At 52.8% G+C, this 11,586-nt stretch carries 13 protein-coding genes and 1 pseudogene; 8 read left to right on the forward strand and 6 right to left on the reverse strand.

The features are described from left to right. Positions 1–807, forward strand: a pseudogene (locus RY831_RS32035) (methyl-accepting chemotaxis protein); the annotation flags it as partial. A gap of 471 nt (positions 808–1,278) precedes the next feature. Continuing rightward, positions 1,279–1,449 (forward strand): hypothetical protein, encoded by a 171-nt coding sequence (locus RY831_RS32045; protein WP_326510352.1) that lies wholly within the window; start codon positions 1,279–1,281, stop codon positions 1,447–1,449. A 148-nt stretch (positions 1,450–1,597) separates the two neighbouring features. Here RY831_RS32045 and RY831_RS32050 read toward each other — a convergent pair whose 3' ends face one another. Continuing rightward, a complete protein-coding gene (locus RY831_RS32050; protein ID WP_326510353.1) occupies positions 1,598–1,765 on the reverse strand; it encodes a hypothetical protein in 168 nt (55 codons plus the stop codon). Between the two features lie 434 nt (positions 1,766–2,199). On the opposite strand from RY831_RS32050, the gene RY831_RS32055 reads away from it, so the two are divergent. Together RY831_RS32055 and RY831_RS32060 are read left to right on the forward strand one after the other, a co-directional pair. Continuing rightward, the gene (locus RY831_RS32055; protein WP_326510354.1) at positions 2,200–2,574 is read left to right on the forward strand and encodes a PilZ domain-containing protein; all 375 of its coding nucleotides are present in this window, start codon (positions 2,200–2,202) and stop codon (positions 2,572–2,574) included. A gap of 6 nt (positions 2,575–2,580) precedes the next feature. Beyond that, the gene (locus RY831_RS32060; protein ID WP_326510355.1) at positions 2,581–2,781 is read left to right on the forward strand and encodes a hypothetical protein; all 201 of its coding nucleotides are present in this window, start codon (positions 2,581–2,583) and stop codon (positions 2,779–2,781) included. 237 nt (positions 2,782–3,018) lie between these two features. Here RY831_RS32060 and hfq read toward each other — a convergent pair whose 3' ends face one another. The 3 genes from hfq to RY831_RS32075 form a co-directional block, all read right to left on the reverse strand. Further along, on the reverse strand, positions 3,019–3,345 hold the full coding sequence (gene hfq, locus RY831_RS32065) for an RNA chaperone Hfq (RefSeq protein WP_326510356.1): 327 nt from the start codon (positions 3,343–3,345) through the stop codon (positions 3,019–3,021). 63 nt (positions 3,346–3,408) lie between these two features. After that, positions 3,409–3,798: a hypothetical protein gene (locus RY831_RS32070; RefSeq protein ID WP_326510357.1), complete on the reverse strand. Its 390-nt coding sequence runs from the start codon at positions 3,796–3,798 to the stop codon at positions 3,409–3,411. Positions 3,799–5,082: 1,284 nt separating this feature from the next. Next, on the reverse strand, positions 5,083–6,447 hold the full coding sequence (locus tag RY831_RS32075) for a hypothetical protein (RefSeq protein WP_326510358.1): 1,365 nt from the start codon (positions 6,445–6,447) through the stop codon (positions 5,083–5,085). A gap of 330 nt (positions 6,448–6,777) precedes the next feature. On the opposite strand from RY831_RS32075, the gene RY831_RS32080 reads away from it, so the two are divergent. Continuing rightward, complete coding sequence (locus RY831_RS32080) at positions 6,778–7,227, forward strand: class I SAM-dependent methyltransferase (RefSeq protein WP_326510359.1); 450 nt, start codon at positions 6,778–6,780, stop codon at positions 7,225–7,227. Here RY831_RS32080 and RY831_RS32085 read toward each other — a convergent pair whose 3' ends face one another. Further along, positions 7,228–7,524 carry a hypothetical protein gene (locus tag RY831_RS32085; protein ID WP_326510360.1) on the reverse strand — a complete coding sequence of 99 codons (297 nt, stop codon included), beginning with the start codon at positions 7,522–7,524 and terminating at the stop codon, positions 7,228–7,230. Positions 7,525–8,015: 491 nt separating this feature from the next. Between RY831_RS32085 and RY831_RS32090 the strand changes: the two genes are divergently transcribed. Next, entirely contained in the window at positions 8,016–8,504 is a 489-nt protein-coding gene (locus RY831_RS32090) for a hypothetical protein (protein WP_326510361.1), read from the forward strand. 107 nt (positions 8,505–8,611) lie between these two features. On the opposite strand, the gene cspE is transcribed toward RY831_RS32090, so the two are convergent. Beyond that, positions 8,612–8,815 carry a transcription antiterminator/RNA stability regulator CspE gene (cspE, locus tag RY831_RS32095; RefSeq protein WP_326510362.1) on the reverse strand — a complete coding sequence of 68 codons (204 nt, stop codon included), beginning with the start codon at positions 8,813–8,815 and terminating at the stop codon, positions 8,612–8,614. A 1,041-nt stretch (positions 8,816–9,856) separates the two neighbouring features. Here cspE and RY831_RS32100 point away from each other — a divergent pair. Beyond that, positions 9,857–10,195 (forward strand): hypothetical protein, encoded by a 339-nt coding sequence (locus RY831_RS32100; protein ID WP_326510363.1) that lies wholly within the window; start codon positions 9,857–9,859, stop codon positions 10,193–10,195. 272 nt (positions 10,196–10,467) lie between these two features. After that, on the forward strand, positions 10,468–11,325 hold the full coding sequence (locus tag RY831_RS32105; protein ID WP_326510364.1) for an ankyrin repeat domain-containing protein: 858 nt from the start codon (positions 10,468–10,470) through the stop codon (positions 11,323–11,325). Positions 11,326–11,586 lie beyond the last annotated feature (261 nt).

The following is an 11,586-nucleotide window of genomic DNA, read 5'->3' on the forward strand; positions in this document are numbered from 1 at the left end:
GATTTCTCTTCCATTACTCCCTCCGTACAGACAGAAAATTACCAAATTTCCTGCTGTACGTGAAATCGGGGCAAGGTCAGTTAGCCAAAACGCGAGCAATGCGCAGCAAGCGAGGCTGTTGTCGGAAGAAACCCATGCTGTCGCCCGACGTAGCGATGCTGCCGTTGCCGATGTGGGCGCAACTATGACTGCCATATCCGATTCAGCCAAACGTGTCGCTGAAATCACTAGCACCATTGATGCCATTGCCTTTCAAACCAACATCTTGGCATTGAACGCAGCGGTTGAGGCAGCTCGCGCAGGAGAATCCGGTCGTGGCTTTGCAGTGGTTGCGGCCGAGGTACGTGGATTAGCACAGCGCTCGGCCGCCGCCGCAAAAGAAATCAAGCACCTGATTGACGACTCAGTTGAGAAAGTAAACGCGGGCAGCAGCCTCGTAACAGGTGCCAGAGTTACCATGGCTCAGGTTGTCGATGCGGTCGCCCGCATGTCGCATGTAGTCGATGAGATTGCGGCGGCAAGCAATGAACAGGCGTTGGGGGTNCAGGTGCCAGAGTTACCATGGCTCAGGTTGTCGATGCGGTCGCCCGCATGTCGCATGTAGTCGATGAGATTGCGGCGGCAAGCAATGAACAGGCGTTGGGGGTGCAGCAGGTCAATGATGCAGTAGGCCACATGGATAAAGTGACTCAGCAAAACGCAGTGCTGGTCGAGCAAGCTGCTGCTTCGTCAGGTACGCTGCACGAACAAGCAATGCACCTCAGCCATGCAGTGTCGGTCTTTACAATGGGGCCCTCTGTCCAATAGTCATCGCAAGTCATACACCCACCATGAATTGACGTAATTAAATGTGCTGCCCCGGTATCCCGCGAGGCAAACTGCAGAAGATATATTTATGTTAAATCGTACGCGCCTCCGCAACCTGCTTCCCTTATATTTGCCCTGTTCTCTCCCATCGTTACGGCAAGCAAAGAACAGCTGTTATGGCAATGTGAAAATGATCGTGCAATATTAAATTGCTCGTAGTGTTTTGCGATGCTCCAGTTGGAGGACCACAAAGTTCGTCATGCAGTGCGGCTGCGATTAGCAGCAATAAGATACGCAAAGACGGAAACCGCAGCAAATTGGCGCCAAGGCTAGAATATCGTGATGCCTGCCAAATCTCCTATTTTCCCCGGCCCGCGTACCGCGCGTGGCGCCGTCCTCGCTGTTCTGCTTTCCAACGCAGACCAAACTGGTGAAGAGCCGCTCCGCGGACGAGTGACACTTGCCGCCATCGTGAGAACTCTGAAGCGCAAGTATCACTGGCCAATAGAAACGGCGAGCTTCCCCTCCAACACCGCAGACGGGCGTGCCGCCTGGGCTACGGTCTATAGCTTGCCACCAGAAGTCATTGCCGCGGCGATGGACGCAGGCGCCCGTGACTGGCTCAAGAGCCGCTCGATGTAACGCGCTCACCTGTAGCGGTGAGCGCAATATAGATTTTTAAATTTGTCGCAGCGGTAGTCGACGGACTACCCCTTGAGTTGTGCAGGCTGCAGTACCTTGAGCATTTTATTTACCGGTGAATAAAACGATTGAGCGGTGCACTGCACATTCAACCCGGTGTTTTTGCTTTTGACATTCTAGGCACTTGAGGTTGTACTTGTTGTTTTTGAGCCGGCCTGGTGACGTTGCGAAGAATCTGCGCGGTAATGCGTGATCTGGCTGCATCGGCAATCCCATAGCGATTCAAGACATCGATATCGCTCTTCGCGGTTTTCATTTGCGTTGCCATCATTTGCTTTCACTGTATAAAAAGACAGTGCGGCTATTCTACCGTATCTGTCCTAGACTCAGGCAACTTCAGCCTGTTCCTCATGTAGCATCTCGCTCACAACTTCCTTTTACCCTCTCCATACTTCTGATTTCAACATACGAGCCAAGTCAGGTCCGCGTGTGCTACCAATGATTTTTTGCTATCGAGGGTGAGGTACCAAAAGAAAATGCTCAATACCCCTCTTGAACTTGGCAAAAGGATCTCTATCTACTTCATGTCTCCTCCCAACCTTCCGGTTTGGGTTTTATGGCCCGCACAGCGTATCGCTCCTGCGGGTTTTTTTATGGCTCTGGCAATGACGATAGTCGAGGACATCGAATACTGGAATACTGGTTGCACTCGCGTTTGATGCTCCGCAATAAATGTTTCAAGGTTGAAACATGATTTCCCTACGGAACTATAATGGCGGCATGTCTTCCTCCTCTGGCATTGAACAGCGCTCATACCGACGCCGGTATTTTTCCTTTGACGCGAAGGTGCTTATGGACGACGTTGGCCCCTATTCCGTCATCACGTTGGATGTGTCGTTGCATGGCCTCGGTCTATTCAGTCTTCGCCCTCTCGAAATCGGTCGTAACTATGCCATCGCGATTGAGGTTCCAGACAGCCCGCGACGGATTAATGCATGGGGTACAGTGGTCTATTGCGATCCCACGGCAGAAGGATTTAACGTGGAAGTTCGATTTCTCGACATGGATGCCTATAGCAAAGCCTGCATCGAAGATCTGCTGACAAGCCATGTAGACGTGTGTTGAGCTGCCATGAAGATCAAAACCCGTACCAAACACGACGACCGGCTGTACGAACCGCAGGATGGAAAGCGGTACATCGTCATTTTGCATGACGGCCGAAAGGTCGTTGGCCAATGGAGCGCAGTGACCTCTCGCTTTTATTTGGACCAGACACAGTCGATCTTCGTATTACGCCAGGAAGCCTTCGACTGGTGGCCAGCAAACGTCTAGTGTGAATTGATGGGGCCCTTGCTCGAGGAATGGGTTACCTTGCTCGTTGATTCGCATCAATAGTGATACTGACGCAATCATGTCCCTGCTCTGTACAATCGCACCCCATGCAGCCATCAGAGTGAGACCTCAATTTCAAAAGAACAGGCTGCATCCACCGGAGCTGGCGGGCGGAACGAATACCAGCACCACCTTCCGTTGACTTTCATTGACTTGCTCATCTGGACTTGGGCAAGGTTATTCGTCACGAACTATCGTTCGACGCGATACCTTGCGGGTCACCACAGGCACTGAGTTGGCATCAGGACGCTTCACTGTTCGTTGTACCGGACTTGATGCCAGAGCTGGCAGGGGTTTTGTCCCGGGCATGATACTGCTGATCATGTGTTTGTAGATGAGCTGCACGCTATCACCGTGTCGCAATAGCACGGCATGCTGATCAAACGAGTCGATTTTTCCAGCTTGCCCTACTCCGGTCACCAGGTACACGACGACCGACATGCGCTGCTTGCGCAAGTCGTTCAAAAAGGTCGCTTGGACTAGATCCTTATTACTGCGTGTCATAGTTCAATTTTTCTGCGCTACAGCCCCACCCCTTCTCACTTCAGGAAGAGATCGGACACCGCGCTAAATGTCATAGCGCGCCAGCATCGCGTCAACAGTCAATGGCAGCGTTGGCTGCTCTATGGTGGTGATCGGTCCAGTGCGGTCTTTGCGTTTGCGTTGGCTCGTGTCCGGCGACGCCATCGCCGTCAATTGCTGACGCAAGACCTTGGCCAGCGAAATGCGTTTTTGGGACCGACTTAGGCCAAACTGACTACGGTACTGAAAGCCGTCTTCAAAGATGATCTGGATTTGGCACTGGCCTTCACCGGCTTCCGGCACATCGCTGGCCCAGCGTTCCAACACGGTGTTTGCCAAGCCCAACGTGCTGACACGTGCTTGTGCAACGACGCCATCAATGCGTTCCACAATAATCCGTGCGATATCGATCTTGTCACAAGGGTCAATGACCAATTTCTCATCCTTTGGCGCATCGTTACGCCGAGTCTGGTAAGGAAACGAACGATCCACCAACCTGCACCTGGACGGCACAAAGAAAAAAGCCCGCTATCCTTGCAGAGAGCGGGCCAATCCAATTCAAGAAGAGTTGGAGGAGACAGGTCAATGATAAGCGTGCTGTTTCCCTAAGTCTGCTTTTTATACGTGATGACTGACATTCTCATCATGAATATCAACGAAAAAGCCCGCAGCAAAGCATGCTACGGGCTTTTGTGTCTCCTGCCGGTCCTCTTTGGGATTGGATTTTTTACTGCAGGCTGATTCTCCACCAATCGTGGTCGTTTGTCATCGCGCAGTGCAATATAAACAACCGAGCGAACCTCACCAGCGTCTTAGCCTCTAGGCCGCCAAGATTCGTTTTGGCGCCCTACCGGGCGGCGACAGCCTAACGACCAGACGGAAGATAAGGCAAGCGATGGCAGCATAGGTACGGAGCCTATTGATGGCCTTATGCACTTGCGTCAGGTCGACGAGAGTGATGCAGGTTCGAATTGGTGAGCATCAGGGTTTGGTAAATAGGGCTGGGTAGAATACTGCTTCTTCCGCCATTTCCCTCAAACTGGCATTTGAGCTGTTAGCCGTCGCAATAACGCGCACCGCTGCCGACAGCGAAATGCAATTTCTGGGCGGCGGACAAATGTTCATTCATCGACGACCAGAAGGCGCGACAATGAGCGATACCGGCACGTCACGCTACTGCACCATCATGGTGTCAAATACGGTACCAAATCAGGCGTAACCCAGCGATATAGTGGTACGCTAAAATTCCATTTGCGTTCTGCTCGAACCGATGTATTCTGAATCTGTCGCCACGGACATACAAAAACCAAAACCCATCACGGAGGCACGCATGTCAGTTCATCTTGAGAGATGCAGCAATGCCCTTTGCCGTCGGCTTTACGAAGTTGAGCATTTCAGTCCATGCTTTGCCCGTACCGTCATGCGCGCGGGTGTCATTGAATGTCCTCATTGTGGCGTGACCGTGAGTGCAAAACCCTCTTTAGTTTACGCCACGCGTGCGGTGCCAGCGTTATGGGAGCGCTGGTCTGAAGAAGACCACTCTGCATCAACAATTTATACGCGGGCCACTTCGGTTACTCGCCAGCCGTCCGCCTCTATTCGATAAAATTTGAGTTAGAACCTTTGATCGGCTAGCCTGGGCAGATAAGGCCAACTGCTGCAGTCACAGACGATAGTGAGACAAACGTCTGTGTCTGCAACTGTCACTGGCAGGCAAGATCAAGGAGTGTTCTTGGGACGGCGAAATTGCCGTTTCTTTGGGAAGCCAGCCCCCTGTCCTTTTCCACTGGCGTTGCCCTGTTTGCGCGGCCAACGCGGTGGATCATTGATGGTGCCGGGATTGGCCAGCCAGGCGTTGAGTTGTTCACGCACCTGGCTTACACCGCCGATGACACGCAGGTATCGGTTCCTGAAGGTCTTCCTCAGGTAATCGTCTGCCGGTGCCGGAATATCTTCCCGCAAGCCGATCATCCGCTGGCAGCTGCGCAGTGATGGTGCGGTACGAAGATCTTCCAGCGACACCACCTTCAGTTCCAGCTGCGGGTAGTACCGCTGCAGATCATCGAAATCACTTGTGCTGGTACCAATCAATGCGACCATCGGCTTGAAAGCACTATTGGCTGAGGGCGGAAGCTTTGGATCAAACAATGGCTGTACATCTGCTTCGTCATGGTCATCATCATGATGATCGCTCGCCTGCGCAGTGGTCACCGAATGCTCAGCAGCCGCAATGGATTCGTCATGGGATGCCCGGCTAGCATAGGACTGCGTGTTCGATTGTCCCTGCCGACGCTGGGATTCACGCGACGACGGATAGGTCGCACCAGTCGTCATGGATTGGAATATCGACGACATTGCTTGGCCACCGCCCTGCTCCATCAATCGCGCGACCAGAGCATTCGCCAGTTCCTGGCATACCATCGAGACGAACGGGCGTGCCAGCTCGATGAATTCGCCTGTTGCGGCCGGCGACGCCATCTGCGCAGGTCGGGCATGTCCGCTGCCAGTGTGACTGGAACGATGAGCCGGTTCCGATTCGTTTTGCCTGCTATTCGGTTGTGGACTGCCTGCTGGAATTGGCACGGCACTACTCGGCATCGGCTCGCTGCGTGGTGTTGCAGGAACCGTCTCACCGGCATCTTCGTTCGTCGGCTTGCTCATCTCTGCGGGCGCATCCGGACCGCGTTGAATAGTAGCGCGCTCTTCCACTTGATGACCTGGTTGACGCTTATGTTGTCTGCTCGATGTTTTGGCTGAAGATTGTTCTGCGTAAGTACTCGATTCCTCGGAGCCGGCAGACAAGTCCTCTGGCGGCGTAGTGCTGTCCATTTTTTGCATGATGCCATGCAGTCGCTGCCGGATCGCTTGAAAGCCTTGAGAAAGCGAAATAAGCTTGCGATGCCGGGCTTTTGGTAACGCATCCTGCGCCAGGAACACATCCTTGGCCTTGACTTCATCAAGTTGCGCTGACTTCAATATGTCGCGCCCCTTGACTTCCAGGAGACGTTTGGCGATCAGTTCCCATTCTTCTTCTGTCCATTTGATGACGGCAGGAGCAGCGACCGATTCTGGTTTGCGGGGCATGAATTCTCAGTATAAATTGCAGATGTTCAATGAGTAAGGCAATTTCGCCCTGACCGAGTGACCACATCAACTCGGATGCGAATTACGCGCTACCTATGCGGCATGGAAGGCTTAATTAAGTTCATGATGGCCATGGAGATATATGCTCATTGGTTTTTGAACCGATAGAGCTAACCCTATGCAAATCCGCCGGACATCATCCGGAAGACAGGCCTGGGGTGGTCAGGTGAACGAATCCTGCAAGAATAGCATGTTCGTTCCCTAAAAGAGAATTGGGTACGATAATCTTTCAATGAGACATATGTTGTATCACAACAATAAGAGAGCGACATGTTCAATAAAAAGCCGAATGTGCTGGTAGCGGAAGTACCTGAAGTTGTCCCTATCGTTCAGGAGGCGTGGGGAGAGTGCTTTGCTTTGACCTTCTGTACCTCAATGCAGGAAGCAACGAACCGGCTCAATGATGGGTTTGATGTCATTGTCTGCGGAACGCATTTTGCGGAAAGCAAGATGTTCGATTTGCTTCGCCTAGCTAAGTCGCTACCAGAGGTACAAACTGTTCCATTTCTATGCGTACGCGTTCTCGATGGCGAGCTGGACAATACAGCGTTTCAGGGGATAAGCATTGCGTGCTGTGCCCTTGGCGCTGCCGGCTTTATTGATTTGAACCGGTGGCGACGGGAGCTTGGTTTTATACAGGCACGTGAAAAGTTGCGTGACCTTGTTTTCATGTTAGGCGCTGGATCTAATTGCCTCCCACGCGGCTCCGCTAACGGCTGACTAGCCGCCGAACTGGGCAAGAATTTCCTTCGCTTGCAGCAGCAAATCTTCGCGTACCGGATCAGGCTTGTCACCGGTCGTCAGTTTGATATATCCCGTCAGGTCGCGCACCAGTTTGATGAAGGCGGTCCTTTCGCCCGTCGAGCGGTCACTGTCGTGTGATTCGAGTTGTTCGACGAGGTTGAGGACAGAGGCGGGATCGACGACTTCGCAATAAGCAGCACGCCAATCGGCATTCTGGTCGGAGGCTTCCAATGCTTGCTGGCAGGCGGTTTTGATGGCGTCGAGAGGAGGCATTGTTATATGGTTTTTTCACAGATTTGTCATATTTCAGTGTACCATCCCGCCCGTAGTACCTAAAAATCCAAGACAAGAGACCGAGAGAGACTGGCAATAAGCCCGCTTGGCACATCGTCGAGCGGGCTTATTCATTGGCTATATCACCATTGGTTATACCTCTTATAACAACAATAAAGAGGACAACGATCCGGTATAGCGATAAAGTATCACCTGTCTCCTCCAACTCTCCTTGAATTGGATTGAACCCGCAAGCCGCAAGGTCTGCGGGTTTTTTTTCGCCTGTACCGACCAAAGACTATTCAACCCATCCTGGGTCCGGGCTTAAGGTGCCGTTCCCTAAAAGCATTCCTCTATTGCCTATGCCTTTTGAATTATCCAAAGACGCTGTTTTTTTCCGTAGGCACCTGCAAATTAAAGAACAAAATACATATCAAACTGTCTCTGCCATAACTTGTTAAACTGTATTTCCATTTCAAGAGGAGACTTCCATGGCAAATACCGGATCCGCAGCGAAGGCTGTTCAACTTGAATTGCAGCATGCCCGTCAAGGCATGATGTACTACTCAAAACTGGTCGAAAACCTGGAGGACGTGCTGGAAACGCTGGCTGCAATCGAAGCGCCTGCCACAGAATCACGGACTAGACGTGGCCGCTCGTTAACCGGCCGGAAAGCGGAACCCAAGGCGGCTAGTACTACTCGGCAGAAGGCTGACTTGAAGCCGGCAACCAAGTCCAAGCTGCCTTCCACTGGCAAAGACTTCTGGCCGTCGTTACTGACTGATACGCCGCAATCGGCTTCGGACGTTTTTAAGGCAGCCGTCGCCGCACTGGGCATCCGTCCATCGGCAGAAGACAAGAAAAAGCTTAACCAGCGCTTGTCGAATGCGTTGAGCGTTCTGTCGAAGAATGGCGAAATCAACGCCGAGGGACATGGACGGGACCGTCGTTATACACGCAAGACGTCGACCGCAAGCTAACCGCTTTCAAGCCGTCCTGACCGGCGCATGGACACGATTAACACCCGGGACGTCGTGCTCTGACTGATTAGGGGGGCACTTAGCGAGTGACTTCAATAGGACTATTTTTACATCGGCACGATGTTGGAAGCCTGTTTGCCCTTCGGGCCCTGTGTCACTTCGAAAGACACCTTCTGCCCCTCCTTCAGCGTCTTGAATCCCGAGCTTTGGATTGCGGAGAAGTGAGCGAATAGATCCTCACCTCCCTCATCAGGGGTGACAAAACCGAATCCCTTGGAATCGTTAAACCACTTGACGGTACCTGTTGCCATAACACTCTTTCCTATATGATTTTTTGAGCCCATGGTCAGTGATGGTTGTATTAGCCAGACCATGAGTGATTTGTCGGGTTTGTTATTGTGGATTGTTTTGCCTCTACCCTCGACGACGCAAAGTGTATCCGAGTCTGACGGTATGGCAAGAATAGGCGTGTTGATCAGGATCAATAAATTATAGTCCCGCGGGGGTCGCACATTTCACAGAGGAGCCCTGTTTCAATCCATAGTACTGGGTTGCGCTAATAAACCTGCCCCGCCAATATGCGCCGCTTCAGTAACTCGTATTCTTCAGGCGAGATGGCTCCTTCTTGCAGTAACCGGTTGAGGTCACTCATCTCTCCACCACGTGGATACCCGCGAACCCCGGCACGCTCCCGCATTGTCTGCTGACGTTTCAACCATAGGCAAGCCGCCCCGAACGCTATGGCAATGCTAAACACTGCTGCAATCCATCCAATGGCACCCACCCTATTCCCCTGTGTATATGCATGTGTTTTTTCGACTCGCATAAGAGTAGCGTGTTTTTATTACAAGGTAGATCATTCACCGTACGTTGACGCTTTTTTGCTACAGTCCGTCGCCTGCGGACAGGCCGTCCATCCTTACTCAATGACGGTCCTATCCAACCTATTTAATGCGGTACCGCTTCGTCGTTTGATGGCATCCCCGTTATGCCGATGAAGGTGCAGGAGTGCCACAATGCTTCTCATATTTGTGGGATGCGCATCGATTGCCTTTGCGCTCTAATTGTTCGTTCTGCCAGTAAGCAAGCGATAAGGATAATTGGAAATGCGCATACGAACAGACGTCGTCTTATCCATCCTACTCGGCATAGCGATCGTTAGCGCAGGTGTATGGTTCCTGGACAGGTCGACGTCGATCTCTTCCAGCATTTTCCGAAGGGATCCAACGCAAAGGGAGCAAGTCCCGGAACACCAGACCGACTCTCCTAGCGCCAACCGTCAGCCTGCAGCCAATCATTCCGGCATTACGGCCACCCGTCCACCCGCAGCAAACGAAATCAGAAAATGCATTGTGAACGGCAAAACCATTTACTCGGATACGGAATGTCCCAAGGGTTCAAGAACTGAAACTGTCGTGCTACATGATTCTGGCGGAATCACCAATCCGCCGAAAGCGGATTTGCTGATGTTGATGGCGCAACGCAAGGCAGCGGAACGAGAAGACACCGGTCGGCAAGCTGTTCTGACGATGGGTGCGCCCCAATCCACGTCGGAAGAATGCGTCCTCCTCGATCAACATATCCAGTATCTGGATTCGAAGGTGCGCCAGCCGCAATCCGCCGCCACACAGGATTGGATTCGCCAGGAGAGATCCAAAGCCCGAGACCGACAAGTTGCACTGCACTGCTAAGGCACCGTGCCTGACATCGACGGGTTGCCGATTGAGATGCGTCGTCCTGCCCTATAGGAATAGCCCTCACCCTTGCATAAGAGTCAACAATGCAATCATTTAGGAAGATACGCCGACGTGAAAAGAAGGCTAAAACGGTGTCGACGAGGATTTTTTTCGTCTGCTGTTGTCAGAGTTCACTGATCAATGCATGGAAGAGATCCTGTGTACCCGGTTAGGGTTACATGGCCTGCCTTCCCTGCGCCAGCACCCATACAAAAGACTCGCTTGCAATGTATCTCAATACCGAAAACCAAACCAGGCAACGCAACGACAATGAAAGCTTTCTGGCCGCCGCATCGGCAGGTGCGCCTGATACGCTCGCCCTGCTTCTGAATGAGCACGGGATCGACATCAATACCGTTGATCGTGTCCGGCAGACCGCCCTGTTCCATGCGATCCAGGCTGGCTGCGAGAACTGCGCCTTGTACCTGCTCCAGCGCGGTATCGATTGGCAGATTCATAATCGGAGGGGGCTGCGGGCACTCCATCTGGCAGCCGGCATGGGACTGGATGCTGTCATCAATTGGCTGGTCAACGCTGGCGACGATGTCAACGTCACTCGCGCAAACATCGACACACCGCTCATAGCGGCGGTAAAACATAGCCAGGCAGGCACGGCGCGTTACCTGCTCGACGTCGGCGCCAATCCCAATGGCCGCGGTGTGAGAAATGTAACCGCACTGCACGTGGCCAACGCTGCCGCAATGACGACAATGCTGCTGGCTGCGGGTGCAGATCCTGACGCACGTGACAAGGATGGCGAGACGCCATTGTTTGGCGCTGCACGCGCCGCAAACCTAGAAATGATGCGGATCCTGGTTGATGCCGGCGCCGATGTGGACGCAGTCAATGAGAAAAAGGAAACTGCGCTTTTTCAGACGGGTCAACGCGGCGTCATCGATGCAGTTGACTATTTACTTGGTGTGGGAGCCAACCCGGATATGCCAGGCGACAGCGGTCGCACATTGACCGCTGTCGCAAGGCGAAATTCATCCCTGCACACGTACATGACGGCGAGGGCGATGCGTGGATGCATTGACGCGGCTCTTGTCAATGCCGTTGGAATTTCCCCATTTTTTCCGGAGTAAAATTCCCCACCCTTTACATGGGTGGTCAGCCCGGATTTGACATGTTTTCCTCCTTTTTTGGCCGTCCAGGACGACGCTTTGTTTGAGCCGTATTGCCGGTCTCGTTGAGAGGAAGACGGTTACGCAGATGCTCCGGGATCAGCGCGGCATGCTCCCGTAAACGGTAGGAATTGCCTTCAATCGTAAGCGCCTAGCCATCCCACATTGACGGGATCCCGAATCTACGAGCAGAAGTTTAGGCGGGCGTCCAGCGATGCGGCA

The organism is Noviherbaspirillum album, assembly GCF_035916955.1.
Lineage (GTDB): Bacteria > Pseudomonadota > Gammaproteobacteria > Burkholderiales > Burkholderiaceae_D > Noviherbaspirillum > Noviherbaspirillum album.